Genomic DNA, 15,300 nt, shown 5'->3' with positions numbered 1-15,300 from the left:
TCCGTAATCTACATATACAGCATAAAAAGCAGTGTGTGAGCTAACAACACCTGCAGCTGTAAATATATCTGCTGCAACTTTTTCTCTAAGCATAGATTTGTCATTGTAGTTGTTTTTTAAACTCAATTTTTTAAATCCATAAAAACGTTGATTGTCTATTTGCGGGTATTCATCTTCAAACTCATCAAAGTCTAACTTAAATGATAGCTTTAAATTGCCATTAGACCAAGTAGATTGTAAACTTGAGTTTCCTTTAAAACGCAAACCCACTCTATACCATTCTTTACCTTCATAATAAACATCACCAGGAACAAAAATAGGATCTTCTTCTGTTTCTACTAAGCCGTTACCGGCAGGAGGGCCACCAGCACCTGGACCTGTATTAGTACTTGTGCCAAATTCACCATAATTAGTTGTCATATCATTTAACATTGCTTGCCAACGTTCTTCTGTGATCACTAAATCTAACCTCTTTACCTCTGTGTTACTAAATACTTCATCAAAATTAGGATCTGCACTTTTACTGTGTGTAGCGTCTGTCCAGTCTGTAGCTTCAAAATCACTATCTTCAAATGTTTCTACATAAGCTGTAGTTTCTGTTTCTGTCTGTTCTTCCGTTGTATCTATGCTATCATCAGAATCATTAGTACATGATATAAATAATAAAAACGGGGCTATAAATAGTATGGTAAATACGTTAATTTTTTTCATTATTATTTTGTATTAAAATTAAATTATATAACAAATATGAAAAATAGAATAACGTTAAATAAAGAGTTTCTGTGAACCAACCTCTGTTTTCTGTAAAAAGTTAAATGCAAACAGTAAAATTATTTTAATGCACAAAAAAAAGGTGCTATCCGCAGATAACACCTCTAATATTTATAAAACATCTAACTAATTAGTTGCTTTTGGGTAGTCTGTATACCCTTTTTCTCCTGGAACATAAAAAGTACTGTCATCCCACTCTGCAAGTTCTACATTATCTCTAAAACGCTCCACCAAATCTGGGTTAGATATAAATGGTTTACCGTAAGCAACTAAATCTGCAAAACCATCTTCTATTACTTTGTTGCCAGATTCTTTATCAAAACCAGAATTAATCATTAATGTTCCATTATATAATGGTCTAAAGTGTTTTGCTATTTCGGTAACTGCAAATGGTATGTTAGACACATCTGTAAATGGTTCTGACAAGTGAACATAGGCTAAATTATAGTCATTCAATTTTTTTATAATATATTCAAATGTAGGTATAGTTTCTTCATCCATAGTAATACCAAATAGTCCGTTTAAAGAAGGATTAAAACGTACACCTATTTTTTCTTGCGGAATTACTTGTTTCATTTCATCTAAAACTTCAAAGAAAAAACGAGCTCTATTTTCTATGCTACCTCCGTACTCATCTGTTCTGGTATTAGACGTTGCTGTAAAAAACTGATGAAACAAATAACCGTTACTAGAATGAATTTCTACACCATCAAAACCTGCCTTTACAGCATTTTTAGCAGCATTTTTAAAATCTTGTATTGTTTCTTTTATTTCAGATAGTGTCATTGCTTTTGGCGTAACAGTATCTTTAAAACCCTCTTCTGTATAAGATTTTTCATTAGGATTAATAGCAGACGGTGCTAGTGGTAATTCTCCGTTATGAAAATCTGGATGTGATATACGACCAACGTGCCAAAGCTGAATAAATATTTTACCACCTTTATCATGCACTCGTTTTGTAACTTTTTTCCAGCCTTCTACTTGCTCGTCAGAATAAATACCAGGTGTATTTATGTAACCAACAGCTTTTTTAGAAACCTGAGACCCCTCTGTAATTAGTAAGCCTGCAGATGCTCTTTGTTCATAATAAAGTCCTTGCAACTCATCTGTTGCTGCTTTTTCTTTATTAGTTGCACGGCTACGAGTCATTGGTGCCATTGCTACTCTATTTTTAAGCTCTATATTTTTAGTATATGGTTTTAGTAAGTTTTGCATACTCATTAAATAAAATTTTATAATTATGGTGAATTACAAATTTACAAGAGCTTATTGTCAATTTCATTGATCTATATCAATTATGATATATTTAACTCTTGAATATAGCACTAGAAATTTAGTTCTATTTAAAATAAAACCCAAATTTGTTAATAAACATAACACATTCAACCCATTCAAATAAGATTAATAATTATGAATATAGATAAAAAAATGTTAAAATAATGCTATTTAACAATAAAATACATCTATATATGTAGGAATATACTTTTTAATATTGCATCATATTAATTTAAAATTTTTACTATGATGAAACTAAAAATTAAACATGTGTATTTAGCAACAATGGCAACTATGCTTATTGGTTGCTCTAAAGAAATTGAAGAAGTAGAAAATACAGAACAAGCAGAAGTGCTTACACAAGTAAGTGCACAAGCAACTAACTTTTATAAACCACCAACAGCAGCAGTTTTAGCTAATAAAGTAAACTTAGTAACTGCGTATGGGGTAAATAATAGAGACGCTAATGATGATACAGAAAAATTAAACAAAGCTATAAAAGACATTTCTGGGTCTGGGGGTGTAATTATTATTCCTGTTGGTAAATATTATTTAAAAAAAGTTAGAATGAGCTCTAACGTTCATCTACAGATTGAAAAAGGAACAACAATTTACCCTACAAAAGGTTTAACTCCAGCAAAAAATCATAGAATTTTTGACTTTGCTAATAAAACAGAAGACAAAATAAAAAATGTTAGTATTACTGGTAAGGGAGGTAAATTTAATGTAGATGTTAGAGGTAATTCTTCTAAAAACATTATTGTAGCAGACGTTGGTAATGTAGATAATTTTAAAATAGCCAACTTTTCTATTAAAGATGACAAAACAGTATTTGCATCTATACTTATTAGTTTTACAGGCAAAGCTGGTGATGCTTGGCCACATAATGGTATTATAGAAAATATAAACCAAACCAATGCGCATACAGGTTATGGTTTAATACAAGCATATGCTGCAGACAACATACTTTTTAATAACCTAAGTTGTACGGGTGGTGTAACATTAAGATTAGAGACAGATAACCTTGCTATGAAAACGGCTAAAAAAGGAGGCGTAAGAAAAATATTTGCAACAAATATTGCAAATAAAAATGGCTTAACTCCTGTTATGTTCTCTCCTCACTTTATGGAAAATGGAAAAGTAACTATAGATGGTGTTTCTGCAGTTGGTTGTGCTTATGCTGTACGTGTAGAACACGGTTTTATAGAACTTTTTGACAAACAAAACAGACCTAGTGCAGAAGCTTTTAAAAACTATATAGAAGGTATTTTAGGTGCAGGTTCTGTACAAATTGTTTACAAACGTAATAATGGAAGAACTTGGGCTGCTAGAATTGCTAATAATTTTAGTGAAATTGCATATAACCACCCTAACCCAGCTGTTAATGGTATTAAACCAGGAAGTTTTAAAAACTCTACAGTAAAAAATGTAAAAGTAACTTACAAAAACACAGGAGCTAAATTAAAACAAGCCTTTTTACCTTATTTACCTTGCTCAGAATGGTCTAAATTGTGTAAACCTGGGCCTTCAGGTTTTGAGTATAACGGTCCATCTTTAGGTGTAACCATAGACAATACTAAAAATGATAATAGTCTAGGTAATTACAATGTAAATGTAACTACATCTAGGGTACAAGGTTTTCCTAGCAATCATATTTTAAATGTAAAACACAACACTGCTAAACTTTGTAATAAAGGTGTTGGCACTATTAACTCTTGTAATTAAAATTACATTCTAATTTTATAAAAAAGCCAATCTATTTAGATTGGCTTTTATTAATTACTTCTCAATATTTTCTTCTAAGGCTGCTCTAATTTGTTCGCCATCCCAATGCCTATCAAACTCTACTATACCTCTTTTAAAATCTTGTTCTAATAATTTTTCTTGCTGTTCTAATTCTTTACGAGCTTTAAAAATATAATTATCATCGCCAATTTTTTTCTCTTTGGCCAATCGTCTTATACTATCTTCATCATATTTTATAAAATTTTGTATTTGACGCTGTAGTGTGTATTTTCTAAAACCCATTTGACTTAAAACTTCACTAGCTAGTTTTAAAGAAGTCTCTAATGATTCTCTATAGATATGATCTATTTCCATATTTAAAAACTCATATGCTGCGTACCTACTTTTTGCTCTAACCATTAGCTTTACTTGTGGATAATTACTTTTTACTGTTTTAGCTAATTTTTTAATAACATCAGGATTATCCATAGCACATATCAATATATTTGCATCTGCAATACCTGCAGATTCCAATAAATCTGTTCTTGTTGCATCTCCATAATAAACATCAAATCCCATTTTGCGTAAAAAATCTACTCGGTTAGAGTCGTGATCCAAAATAGTGGCTTCTACGCCGTGTGTACGTAAAAAACGACCTATAGTACTACCAAAATGTCCAAAACCAACTAAAATAATTTTTTGCGATTTTGCTATATGGTCCGTTGGTCTTTTTATGGACTCTTTTGTTCCTAAACGTGGTAATATAACCCGCTCGTTAATAATACCTATTATTGGTGTAACAGTCATTGTTAATGCTGTTACAACTAGCATAATATCTAACTGATCTTGTTCTAATATATTTAAAGAAAAAGCAAAGGATAGTAATACAAAAGCAAACTCTCCTACTTGTGCTAAACTAAAAGTAAGTAATATTTTTTGGTTTAGTTTTAACTTAAAAAAAGAAGCTGTAATAAATAACACCAATGCTTTTAAACCTATTACGGCCAACAAAATACCACCTACAGTTAACGGACTTTTAGCTATTACAATAAAGTTAATAGATGCACCAACTGCCATAAAAAACAGTCCCAATAACAAATTTTTAAATGGTTCTAGAGTACTTTCTAACTCGTGTTTAAACTCGCTGTTAGATAATACTACACCTCCTAAAAAAGCTCCTAAGGCCGGACTTAAACCTACCAACTCCATTAAAAATGATATTCCAAATACAATAAGTAATGCCGCAGCAATTAATAATTCTCTAACACCTGTTTTTGCAACTTTACGTAGCATTGGAACTATTAAATAACGACCTGCTATAACTATTAAAACCACAGAAACTAAAATGGCCAAAGTTTGTAAACCCAAAGGTAAATTTTGTAATAAATTTGCCTTTTCGCTATGGTTCTCTACAACTGTATTATCTGTATTTGCTAATAAGGGTAAGGCACCAAGCATAAAAATTACTATAATATCCTGAAACAGTAATATAGAAAAAGATGATGCCCCAAATGTTGTATTTAACAGACCTTTTTCTTTAATTGTTTGTAAAGCTATTGCTGTAGAAGATAAAGCTACTGCCATAGAAAAAGTTAAAGCTACTTTCCAATCAAAATCAAATAATATAAATAAAAAATAAGAAAGTAACATTGTACCTGCAACCTGTACACCTCCCATTCCTAGAATAGTTTTTCGCATTTTCCAGAAGTTTTTAGGCTCTATTTCTAAACCAATTAAAAACAACATCATAACAACTCCAAACTCTGCAAAATGTAATATATCTTCTCCTTCATTACCTATAAACCCAAATAGATAAGGGCCAATTAATACACCTGCTAATAAGTAACCTAAAACAGAACTAAGTCCTAAACGTTTAGCTACAGATACACAAACAATGGCTCCCAATAAAAAAACTATGGCTTCAAAAAGAATACTACCCGTCATATATTTACGTGTTTAATTGTGGAATATCATTTAAAAAATAAAAGCCACTAACATCTGTTACAGCCATATTTTGTTGCAATAAGTCTAATAGTTTGTCGTATTGCTGAGCATAATCATTTAAAATTTCTTGGGCCACTTTATGTGTACCCATAACTGCAAAAGGAGGAAAATAAAGCATTCCGCATAGGTTTGCTGTTTGCTCAAAAGGTCGTAAAAATTCGTTTACAGAAAAACTATTGGTTCCTGTTTCACAATACACTGCTCTAGAGCCACCTGTTGTAATAACATTTAAACTCTTTTTACCTTGTAAAGCATTTCCGTTGGGACCGTAAGCCCAACCAAATTCTAATACCATATCTATCCACTGTTTCATTAGAGGCGGACAACTATACCAATAAAAAGGATGATGCCATACTATAATATCGTGCTCTAAAAGCAGTTTTTTTTCAACCTCTACATCTATATTAAAGTCTGGGTAACACTCATATAAATCGTGAAATGTTACTCCTTCTTTATTTTTAATTTTATCAACTAAAGCTGCATTTGCCCTAGATTTTTCAAACTTAGGGTGAGCAAATAAGACAAGTACTTTTTTCATTTTACTAATTTAGTTGAAAACATAAGATACAAAAAATGAATTTTAATTATTTATATAACATACTAATTTACAACACTATATTATTGCTAATTTTAATTAACTCTTCAATTTTAGCTTCGTTATAAGCATCTGGATGTGCTTTTGAGTAATCTCCTTTGTCATTATCAAAATAACTTTCTGTTTTAGCCATATCTGTTATACTTAAATCATACAAAATATCAACTCCTTTTTCTGCAGGAGACCAATGCTGACCATAAGCCTCATTTGCCATTTTAGTGTTTAAAAGAGATCCAGGGTTTACAGCAACTACTATAATACTAGGTTCTTTTTTAGCTAAATTAAAACTCCACATTGTTAAGGCTAACTTACTCTGCGCATAGGCTTCATTGGCTCCTAAACTCATTTTACCTTGTAATGCTTTTAAAGAAATAGGAGATTGTGCCGCAGAACTTAGATTTACTATTCTAGGTGTATTAGATTTTTTTAATAAAGGTAACAATGATGTTGTAAGTTGATAAGGAGCTAAATAGTTAACCACTAAACGAATATCTATCCCATTTGCTGTAGCATCTGCTTTAGTCATTAAAACACCTGCATTATTTACAATAACATCTAATTTTGGTAATGTATTCTTTATTTCTAACGCCATTTTTTTTACTGCGTCTAGATCTGAAAAATCGGCTAAAAAGCCTATAATATTATCGCTATTAGATTCTTTTTTTAACTCTGTTAACGTTGCATTCAATTTGGCTTTACTTCTTCCGTGAATGGCAATAAAATGTCCCTCTTTTGCTAACCGTAAAGCTAATAGTTTGCCTATTCCGTCTGTGCTTCCTGTAATTAATATATGTTTCATTTTTTTTTGACTTTAGATTGATTTAAATTAAATTATTGGCAGAAGTATTTTCTGCCAATAATTTTTATCCAATTTTTTAAAACGGAGCAATGGTGTCTTTAGGAGCCTCTGGTATACTCCAACGATCACGAGCACTAATACTTTGTGTTGCTACAACTTTAGATTCTGAGTTACCTGCACTACCATAGCTACTTGCTCCTCCTCTTGGTATTTGCATACGGTCTCCGTACAACCAAACCACTAAATTATTACGTTGTCCGCTAGTAATTGGGTGTGTAGCGTGTGGCACATTTCCTGTATGAATTATTGCTTTACCTGGCTCAAAAATAGTTTGTACAACTTTACCTGTGGTTCTGTTATGAAAATCTACTTCTGACCCTGTAAATTCTTCATCTGGTAAGTTAATATTAATATTTAAAGTAGCAGCAGAAGCATCCGTGTGTGCGTGTAAATCTTTGTCTTTATCTGGGTTGTACTGAATAGAAAAACCAAATGTTTGGTTATCATAACCATAAGTACCAAGTAATAAACGAGCTATTGGGCGCATATAACGATCCATAATTTTATTATAAAATGTCTGAAAACTTGGTGCTGCAAGATATCCTTCAGAGCGTGGATCTAGCATAACTCCGTAACGATTTAATTGAATACCGTAAGGTGCACGTCTAGGAATTTCAGAGTTTACTGTAGCTTCTAAATACTTACGAAATTCTGCCAAACGATCTATATCAAAAAACTGAGCAGAATACACACCTGGTATAATTTCTTCCCATAAATCAGCAACAGCGTTTTCCTTTTTAGGGTTTTCCCAAGCCTCATTTATCGCTTTTCTTAATTTAGGATCAAGTAGTGTTTCATCTGGAACTAACAAACTGTCTTTATTTTCAAATTCCCATACATCCCAAGCATCTTCAAGTAGTTTTCGGTTACTATTCCAGAAATGAGATACGGAAGGCTCTCGTCTTAAAGAAGCTTCTCTAGTAGGTAGTGTAAGCGCACGAGCTTCTGCAAGTGCATTTTTATTTGTTGTTGTTTTCATAATATCATTGTTTTTTGCTAAAAATTACTATCGCAGTATATTTTAGTTTTTATAACTATTTATTCGTCTTAATAATCTAATAACAAAGGTATTTAGACACACAAGCTTAAAAAGAGTAAAAAACAAAGGGCTTTTAGTAAAAAAAGAGGTAATTGGTAATTTATTAGGAGATGCTTGACTTGTAAGCGCCAATAGTCATCCCTTTATAAGTTTGGAAGGTCTTGTTAAGGTGACTAGAATCTGTAAAGCCCAATTCCATTGCAATTTCAGAGAATTGCAAATCTGTATATTTTAATCTAGTTTCAACAAGCTTTAATTTGTAGTTGATGATGTACTTTTTTAAAGAGACATCTGTATGTTTTTTAAAATATTCACTGATGTAATTATCTGCCATATGAAATTCCTCTGCTAAACTTTTAGTAGTTAACAATTCGGAATTATAAATATTAGAATGAATATAATTGATGATTTGCTGAATTTTAGACGACTTCACTTCTTTTACAGAATCGGAAGTATTAATAAATTGAATATTTCTGGCAATTAAATGTAAAATAACCGATAATGAATTCTGAATAATGAAGATATCAAAAGACTGTTTGTTTAAATATTCCGTAGCCACCATATTTACTAAAGCTACTAAATGCGAGCGATCTGCTTCGGTTTCAAACTGCATTTCACGAAGTTCGTGACTTTCACTATTTAATATTTCTTCAATTTTACGAAACCAATTATTAACAGGAAGTGTTTCATTTTGAGAAGACGTGTTTTTAAAAAAACTCTTTAAAAATTTAATAGCTACAGTTGTCGTTGCTGTTTCTGGATTAACAATATAAATATCATCAGGAATAAATACAAAAATGCTATTGGCTGAGTAATTTACCGTTTTACCATTAATTTTTATAGTACCTGACCCTTTTTCAAAATAAACAATTTCAAAAAAACGAATGGTTGTGTACTTACAAAACTCAAAAAAAGTTTGTTCTTGATATTTAGCAATTACAATGTTTTCTATAATGGTACGTGCCATAATTAATGGTTTAATTATTTATAAAAAAAAGTTGCCCTAAAGCAACTTTTTAATTGGGGAACCGTCTTTTAGTAAGATACTAAAAAACAGCGTGTAAACGGTTAAGCTTATATTATTTTTTTATCTAAAAGAAATGCCTGCTACAATTGGCTTAAATCTGAAAATATAAAAAGGTTTTGTTGCCACATATCTTTTTCATAACTACTTTACTTTAAAATCTCCGTTGCTTCTAATGTAAAGAACTGTTTCTTTATCTGTTGAAATTACTGAAGTCCCATTTTTTTCTGCTCCAAAATAAGAAGGAGCATCTAATTGGTTTACAGCTCCTTTTTTGGAGAACTGGTGTGTTAATCCTCCCGAAATAACAACAGCTCTAAAATTCGGACTCAAATTTTTAATTTTGCCTTTAAAACCTGCTGGCAATCTTAAAAGTGTTGCACGTAATTGGTTCTTTTTATGACTTCCCCATAAAAAGGCAGTTTCTACATTACTTTTTGAAGCTACCCATTCTATATCGTTAGCATTTAGCCAAACCAAATTTGTTTTATCAACGTTTATAGGTCGTTCTCCATTGTCAAAAGCTTCTGAGGTTGGTTGTACTAAATACGGTCCTTCTTGTATATCTAAAAATGCCATATTTTCTTGTCCATCTGCAGCAGTTATATGCGCTTCACCTGCTGGTTGTTGCCAATAAGAGCCTGCTGGTAACCACTGTTTTTCTGCTTTTTCATCATCATTATGCAATAATCCTTTTATCACCACACCACGATAGGTAATATTATGAATATGAGGTGGCGAAGAAAATCCTTTGTTGAATTTTACTAAAAATCCTGCTGGTTCGTTTTTTGTTCTGTCTCCCCAAAGTTTCCCTGCAGCCGGACTTTTATCTCCTCGTAGCGGATTTAACCAACCCCATTCTACGTCATCTGCTGTTACTACCTCGTTTACAGATTTTGCAACATCCGTTGTTGGTGTCTGTGCATTTGCGTAAAAGCCAGCAACTAATGCTAACGCGATTAAGATATTTTTTTTCACTTTAAAAATTTTGAAATTGTACTAATCTTGTTTCTCTGTCTTTTTTAAATAATCTGGTAACTCTTTACTTAGCCAATCTTCACGTACAGGAACGTGCACATCTAAATCTACAGTTTCTTCTAAAGCCCAAAATTCGTGAGGAACATTTTCAGGAAAAACAATTACTTCTCCTGCTCCAACTTCAACAAATTCTTCTTTACCATCAATTATGGTTTTGATTTTAACTTTACCAGACATTATGTATGTTATCTGTTCGTTTGGATGTTGGTGCCAAGGAATATGTGCGTCTTTTTCTAAATTAAAAATCGTCATTTGTCCTTTTTGACCGTGAAACCACTTACGTTTAATTCCTTCACCTATAGTTTCAGATTCCATTTGATCAAAATTGAAATGTTGCACTTTTGATGTTGCTACAGAATCTATCGTGTTTACTTGAGCATTTGCTGTGTTGCTTGCAAATAATGCTATTACAGCAAGTAGTATTACTAAATTTTTCATTTTAAATATTGATTAAATTAAAAATGTCAATTAAAGTGATATTTTTTGTTTTATTATTTTCACCTTAATTGACATCTTCATAGTATGCTATTGAGTTTAAAATCCTTCTAAAACAATTTTACCTTTTGCTTTACCTGTTTCTAAAAAAGCGTGTGCTTTTCTAAGGTTTTCAGCATTTATAGTTCCAAAATTTTCTCCTAAGGTTGTTCTAATAGTTCCGTTATCTATTAAATCAGAAACCTCGTTTAAAATGTTATGCTGTTCAATCATATCCTCTGTCTGAAACATAGAGCGTGTAAACATTAACTCTATATGTGTAGACACTGCTTTGCCTTTAAAAGGCATTACATTCATTACTTTTGGATCATCAATAAATCCAAATTTACCCTGTGGTTTAATTAGCTTTGCAATTTCGTCTACGTGCTGTTCCGTTGCATTTAAACTCACCACATATTCTGGAGCAGGCAAGTCGTATTTTTCAAACTCTTCGCTTAATTTATTTCTGTGATTAATAACCGTATCTGCACCTAACTCTTTTAACCAAGCCGTAGTTTCTTCGCGAGAAGCAGTCCCAATAATATTCAATTTAGTCAGCTTTTTAGCCAATTGAACCAAAATAGAACCCACACCACCAGCAGCACCAATTGCTAAAATAGATTTGTTGGCATCGTCTTTGGAAACCTGCAATCTATCAAACAACATTTCGTAAGCGGTAAGCGTAGTTAATGGCAATGCGGCAGCTTCTGCAAACGATAAGCTTGAAGGTTTTTTACCCACAATACGCTCATCTACCACCTGATATTCTGCATTACTACCTTGACGTGTTAAATCGCCTGCATACCAAACTTCATCACCTACTTTAAAAAGTGTAACATCTTCTCCAACAGCAGTTACAATTCCGGTTGCATCCCAACCAATTACGCTCCAATTATCATCTGGTGACGGTCTGTTGGCTCTAATTTTATAATCTACAGGATTTACAGAAATGGCTTTTACTTCTACTAAAATATCTCTACCTGTTGCTTTTGGCACCTCTAATGTGATGTCTTGAAGAGAATTTACATTGTCAATTGGTAAATTCTCTTTGTATCCTATTGCTTTCATCTAACTAAAAAGTTTTTGAAATTATATTACCGTAAAAATTTCACTTTCTGCTAATCTAGATTTTGGAGTTTTTTCTGTAGAGTTAAAATCCGATTCTGCTCTATACCCTAAAGAAACAGCAACTAAAGATGTATATCCTTTTTCTCTTAATCCAAATTCTTCATCTAAAGCTTTTACATCAATACCTTCCATTGGTGTAGCGTCAATACCTAAACTAGCAACACCTAATAAAAAGCTACCAATGTTAAGGTACACTTGCTTTTCCATCCAGTGTTGTAAATCTTTTAAATCGTACTTGTGAATTCCAGCAAACGCCTTTACAGCTCCTAGAAATCCGTTTTTAATATCTTCGTTAGGAAATCTTCCGTCTTTATCTTCTGTATCTGCAATGTGCTTGTAGTAAGTATCATCTGCATCTATTTTTACACAAAATAAAACTACTGCTGAAGCATTGGTTACTTTAGGTTCGTTAAAACTAAAAAAGCCTTGCGTCCCTTTTGCTATACGTGCTTTACCTTCTGTAGTTTCTGCAACTATAAAATGCCAAGGTTGTAAGTTTACACTAGAAGGACTCATCCTTAACAAGTTTTTAACTTCAGCCATATCTGCTTCAGATATTTTCTTAGTTGTGTCGTATTCCTTTGTAGTGTATCTCCAGTTTAAAATTTCTTGTAAATTCATTTGTATGTGTTTTATAAGTTGATTAATAATTACTTTGCAAAGGTATATACATACACCTATAATTTTACTGTATAAAAAAAGGTAATACAGGTATAAAAGGAGGTTTTAAAGAGGTTTTTTCTTAAAATTTCCCTAAAAAAGGTAAAAAAAGATGTTTTTTGACATTAAAATGTACATTAAGCAAATGTTAAACCTTTATTAATACAATGTTTGCTGTTTAAGCAATCCATCTAAAAGTTAAATTTATTCTTGGATGAATCTGCTTTTTTGTTTTAGGAATTTTATGTTTCCAATTGTTCTGCGTAGCACCTTGCATTAATAAAAGACTACCGTTTACCAAAGGGATATCTACACGTTGCAGATCTTTACGGGATACGTGTTTTAGTTGAAATGGTCTGGTTTCTCCAAAAGTAACCGATGCAATTACCGTGTTTTTACGCTGATCTCCTTTATAATCTTGATGCCAATCTACACTGTCTTTTCCATCTCTGTAATAATTTAAAAGACAGCGTGAGAATTTAACGTCTACCTCCTGTTCTATTCGCTCTTTTATAAAAAGTAAATCGTCATCCCATAAATGCATTTTACTTATGGTATTGGTGTATTTTACGTCTTTATTAATATCGCCATACCAAGCGGTTAACCTAGGATAATCTACCAGTTTACCGTGAATAATAATTTGCTCTTGTTGCCACGGTGTATTTTCTAATAAACTCTTATATAGCTTATTACTTTCTTCTATGCTGAAGAAATTTTCAAATAAAATAACATCTGCTCCTGGTAAATCATATATTGTTTTACGGACTTCTTCTGTTGAAAATAAATTAGTTTGATTAAATAAATCCATAAACTAATAAGCTTTACATTTTTTAAACCTACACAAATATACTTGCTTTGCTGCAAAATTATCTGTAATTACATTGGTAACTATTGTATAAACAAAGGTTAAATTGAAAAATTACTTGTTCAATAACCCTTATTTAATCTAAATTTGCTTCGTTATCATTTAAAAATCATTAAAATGCAAGTATTAGAAGCTTATAAACCTTTTGAAATACAAGAAATAGAATTAACAGAATGGAAACAACGTCCTGTTAAAAACAATTTTTTTGAGTTAGTTTTAATTAAAAATGGTGACGGAACTCAATGTATAAATTACAATGACTATGAATACGAAAAAGGAAGCATCTTTTTATTACCTCCATTAAAATGCCATTCTTTTAATATAAACAAACCAACAACATTTGTCTTTTTAAAATTTACTGACTCGTTTTTTAAAAATGCCAATAGAATAACTATTGACAGAAACGAGTGGTTTAAAGAAGCTTCCTATATTTTATCTAACTATAACCAACTTCCTGGAGATATTATTAAAAATGAAGTTGACAGAAATTATTTAGAAAACCTAGTTGGTATGATTTTACAAGAATCTAGAAGCTATGGTGAAGAGTCTGTAAATCTAGTAACAAGCCTTATGACTAGTGTGTTAGAAATATTAATACGTAATATAAAAAGGAGTACTTATTTTGAAACCCCAAAAAATAATACGGATGACAGAATTACAAAAATGCTGACATATATAAACGAAAATATAGACAAAACACAATTGCTTAAAGTTGAAAATTTGGCAGATGTTTTTAGTATGTCTCCTACTTATGTTAGTGAGTTTTTTAAAAAACAAATAAGTATGTCTTTACGAGAATACATTATTAAAGCCAAGCTTAAACTAGTAGAAATTCGTTTATTAAACTCAGACTTTACACTTACACAAATTGCAGACGAATTAGGTTTTACAGATGTTAGCCATTTATCTAAAACCTTTAAACGCTATGCTGGTACTAGTATACGTGAGTTTAAAAACAATGGTGAATATATGTTGTTAAAAAGAGGTGCTTGTGCTTCTCCAACAGCATAGATTTTAACTTCTAATTTTTAAGATTTTTTTAATATGTCAGCATAATATGTTGGCATTTTTTTTGCTGATAATATTTTAGAGCTTAAGTGTTTAAGCTTTTGATTTTTTGTTTAATTTAAAATTTTTGTAATTATGAGCAATTTAATTAATGTTCCTAAAAACGGAGGTTTAACAAGCACAAATTCACCTATTAACTTCCCAAATTGGTCTAGAGTTATAGACGATATGTTTAATGTAGATTTACCTACGGTATTTACATCAAACTTTAATACTGGTATTTCTTTGCCCAAAGTAAATATTAAAGAGACTCCAGACTCTTATTTAGTCTCAATGGCTGCCCCTGGTTTAAGCAAGTCTAATTTTCAGGTAGAAATAGACAATCATTCCTTATCTATTTCTGCAGAAATTAAAGAAGAAGAGCAAACCAATGAAGAACAATATACACGTAGAGAGTTTGGATATTCTTCTTTTAAAAGGACTTTTACGCTTCCGGAAACTGTTAATGACTCAAAAATAGAAGCTACATACGATATGGGTATTTTAAACATTAATTTACCAAAAAAGGAGGAGGCAAAACAAAAGCCAGCCAGAAAAATTAATATTTCCTAATTACTAATTTTAACAGGAAGCAACTAAAGCTTCCTGTTATTTTATAGAGTCTAATTAATTTATAAGGTTATGAAAAAGTATATATTAATATCATTTCTAATTTTACTTAACGTTAGCTGTAACGGACAAAATAGCAGCAATAAAATAAATACAGAAACTACTAAAAAGGTACCAGAAGGCAATTGGAAAGTTAATAAACAATATGATGACAAAGGGAACTTGG

At 31.5% G+C, this 15,300-nt stretch carries 15 protein-coding genes; 3 read left to right on the top strand and 12 right to left on the bottom strand.

Going from position 1 to position 15,300, the window contains the following annotated elements; all coding sequences use genetic code 11:
* Together ABJD66_RS08750 and ABJD66_RS08745 are read right to left on the bottom strand one after the other, a co-directional pair.
* Positions 1 to 711, bottom strand: a 711-nt coding sequence (locus ABJD66_RS08750; protein WP_348130510.1) for a CotH kinase family protein, incomplete at its 3' end; no start/stop codon positions are given.
* A gap of 186 nt (positions 712 to 897) precedes the next feature.
* A complete protein-coding gene (locus tag ABJD66_RS08745; protein WP_348130507.1) occupies positions 898 to 1,992 on the bottom strand; it encodes an alkene reductase in 1,095 nt (364 codons plus the stop codon).
* A gap of 300 nt (positions 1,993 to 2,292) precedes the next feature.
* Between ABJD66_RS08745 and ABJD66_RS08740 the strand changes: the two genes are divergently transcribed.
* Complete coding sequence (locus tag ABJD66_RS08740; protein ID WP_348130504.1) at positions 2,293 to 3,771, top strand: Iota-carrageenase; 1,479 nt, start codon at positions 2,293 to 2,295, stop codon at positions 3,769 to 3,771.
* A gap of 54 nt (positions 3,772 to 3,825) precedes the next feature.
* Here the strand turns inward: ABJD66_RS08740 and ABJD66_RS08735 are convergent, their stop codons facing one another.
* The 10 genes from ABJD66_RS08735 to ABJD66_RS08690 all read right to left on the bottom strand — a co-directional run bounded on the left by ABJD66_RS08735 (position 3,826) and on the right by ABJD66_RS08690 (position 13,400).
* Positions 3,826 to 5,715, bottom strand: a complete 1,890-nt coding sequence (locus tag ABJD66_RS08735; protein ID WP_348130501.1) for a monovalent cation:proton antiporter-2 (CPA2) family protein — start codon at positions 5,713 to 5,715, stop codon at positions 3,826 to 3,828.
* Positions 5,716 to 5,719: 4 nt separating this feature from the next.
* Entirely contained in the window at positions 5,720 to 6,313 is a 594-nt protein-coding gene (locus tag ABJD66_RS08730) for an NAD(P)H-dependent oxidoreductase (RefSeq protein ID WP_100896007.1), read from the bottom strand.
* A gap of 67 nt (positions 6,314 to 6,380) precedes the next feature.
* The gene (locus ABJD66_RS08725; protein ID WP_348130497.1) at positions 6,381 to 7,169 is read right to left on the bottom strand and encodes an SDR family NAD(P)-dependent oxidoreductase; all 789 of its coding nucleotides are present in this window, start codon (positions 7,167 to 7,169) and stop codon (positions 6,381 to 6,383) included.
* Between the two features lie 76 nt (positions 7,170 to 7,245).
* The gene (locus ABJD66_RS08720) at positions 7,246 to 8,208 is read right to left on the bottom strand and encodes a 2OG-Fe(II) oxygenase (protein WP_348130495.1); all 963 of its coding nucleotides are present in this window, start codon (positions 8,206 to 8,208) and stop codon (positions 7,246 to 7,248) included.
* 163 nt (positions 8,209 to 8,371) lie between these two features.
* On the bottom strand, positions 8,372 to 9,235 hold the full coding sequence (locus ABJD66_RS08715) for an AraC family transcriptional regulator (RefSeq protein ID WP_348130493.1): 864 nt from the start codon (positions 9,233 to 9,235) through the stop codon (positions 8,372 to 8,374).
* A 201-nt stretch (positions 9,236 to 9,436) separates the two neighbouring features.
* The gene (locus tag ABJD66_RS08710; RefSeq protein WP_348130492.1) at positions 9,437 to 10,270 is read right to left on the bottom strand and encodes a DUF4437 domain-containing protein; all 834 of its coding nucleotides are present in this window, start codon (positions 10,268 to 10,270) and stop codon (positions 9,437 to 9,439) included.
* Positions 10,271 to 10,291: 21 nt separating this feature from the next.
* Positions 10,292 to 10,768 (bottom strand): cupin domain-containing protein, encoded by a 477-nt coding sequence (locus ABJD66_RS08705; RefSeq protein ID WP_348130490.1) that lies wholly within the window; start codon positions 10,766 to 10,768, stop codon positions 10,292 to 10,294.
* A 96-nt stretch (positions 10,769 to 10,864) separates the two neighbouring features.
* A complete protein-coding gene (locus ABJD66_RS08700; RefSeq protein WP_348130487.1) occupies positions 10,865 to 11,872 on the bottom strand; it encodes a zinc-binding alcohol dehydrogenase family protein in 1,008 nt (335 codons plus the stop codon).
* 21 nt (positions 11,873 to 11,893) lie between these two features.
* Positions 11,894 to 12,553, bottom strand: a complete 660-nt coding sequence (gene nfsB, locus ABJD66_RS08695) for an oxygen-insensitive NAD(P)H nitroreductase (RefSeq protein ID WP_348130485.1) — start codon at positions 12,551 to 12,553, stop codon at positions 11,894 to 11,896.
* A 217-nt stretch (positions 12,554 to 12,770) separates the two neighbouring features.
* Complete coding sequence (locus tag ABJD66_RS08690) at positions 12,771 to 13,400, bottom strand: alpha-ketoglutarate-dependent dioxygenase AlkB (RefSeq protein ID WP_348130482.1); 630 nt, start codon at positions 13,398 to 13,400, stop codon at positions 12,771 to 12,773.
* A gap of 174 nt (positions 13,401 to 13,574) precedes the next feature.
* Here ABJD66_RS08690 and ABJD66_RS08685 point away from each other — a divergent pair, with 174 nt between their 5' ends.
* Together ABJD66_RS08685 and ABJD66_RS08680 are read left to right on the top strand one after the other, a co-directional pair.
* Positions 13,575 to 14,468: an AraC family transcriptional regulator gene (locus ABJD66_RS08685; protein ID WP_348130479.1), complete on the top strand. Its 894-nt coding sequence runs from the start codon at positions 13,575 to 13,577 to the stop codon at positions 14,466 to 14,468.
* A gap of 132 nt (positions 14,469 to 14,600) precedes the next feature.
* Entirely contained in the window at positions 14,601 to 15,077 is a 477-nt protein-coding gene (locus ABJD66_RS08680; RefSeq protein WP_100896017.1) for an Hsp20/alpha crystallin family protein, read from the top strand.
* The last annotated feature ends 223 nt before the right edge of the window (positions 15,078 to 15,300 follow it).

This window comes from Cellulophaga sp. (assembly GCF_039943695.1).
Taxonomy (GTDB): Bacteria; Bacteroidota; Bacteroidia; order Flavobacteriales; family Flavobacteriaceae; genus Cellulophaga.
The sequence above is the reverse complement of the archived record's forward strand: the minus strand, read 5'-3'. Positions and strand labels throughout refer to the sequence as shown.

Excerpts from the sequence above, each read along its gene's own strand:
- nfsB (WP_348130485.1), bottom strand. The coding sequence starts at position 12,553 with ATGAATTTACAAGAAATTTTAAACTGGAGATACACTACAAAGGAATAC.
- ABJD66_RS08735 (WP_348130501.1), bottom strand. The coding sequence starts at position 5,715 with ATGACGGGTAGTATTCTTTTTGAAGCCATAGTTTTTTTATTGGGAGCC.
- ABJD66_RS08720 (WP_348130495.1), bottom strand. The coding sequence starts at position 8,208 with ATGAAAACAACAACAAATAAAAATGCACTTGCAGAAGCTCGTGCGCTT.
- ABJD66_RS08715 (WP_348130493.1), bottom strand. The coding sequence starts at position 9,235 with ATGGCACGTACCATTATAGAAAACATTGTAATTGCTAAATATCAAGAA.
- ABJD66_RS08680 (WP_100896017.1), top strand. The coding sequence starts at position 14,601 with ATGAGCAATTTAATTAATGTTCCTAAAAACGGAGGTTTAACAAGCACA.
- ABJD66_RS08740 (WP_348130504.1), top strand. The coding sequence starts at position 2,293 with ATGATGAAACTAAAAATTAAACATGTGTATTTAGCAACAATGGCAACT.
- ABJD66_RS08700 (WP_348130487.1), bottom strand. The coding sequence starts at position 11,872 with ATGAAAGCAATAGGATACAAAGAGAATTTACCAATTGACAATGTAAAT.
- ABJD66_RS08725 (WP_348130497.1), bottom strand. The coding sequence starts at position 7,169 with ATGAAACATATATTAATTACAGGAAGCACAGACGGAATAGGCAAACTA.
- ABJD66_RS08705 (WP_348130490.1), bottom strand. The coding sequence starts at position 10,768 with ATGAAAAATTTAGTAATACTACTTGCTGTAATAGCATTATTTGCAAGC.
- ABJD66_RS08745 (WP_348130507.1), bottom strand. The coding sequence starts at position 1,992 with ATGAGTATGCAAAACTTACTAAAACCATATACTAAAAATATAGAGCTT.
- ABJD66_RS08730 (WP_100896007.1), bottom strand. The coding sequence starts at position 6,313 with ATGAAAAAAGTACTTGTCTTATTTGCTCACCCTAAGTTTGAAAAATCT.
- ABJD66_RS08690 (WP_348130482.1), bottom strand. The coding sequence starts at position 13,400 with ATGGATTTATTTAATCAAACTAATTTATTTTCAACAGAAGAAGTCCGT.
- ABJD66_RS08685 (WP_348130479.1), top strand. The coding sequence starts at position 13,575 with ATGCAAGTATTAGAAGCTTATAAACCTTTTGAAATACAAGAAATAGAA.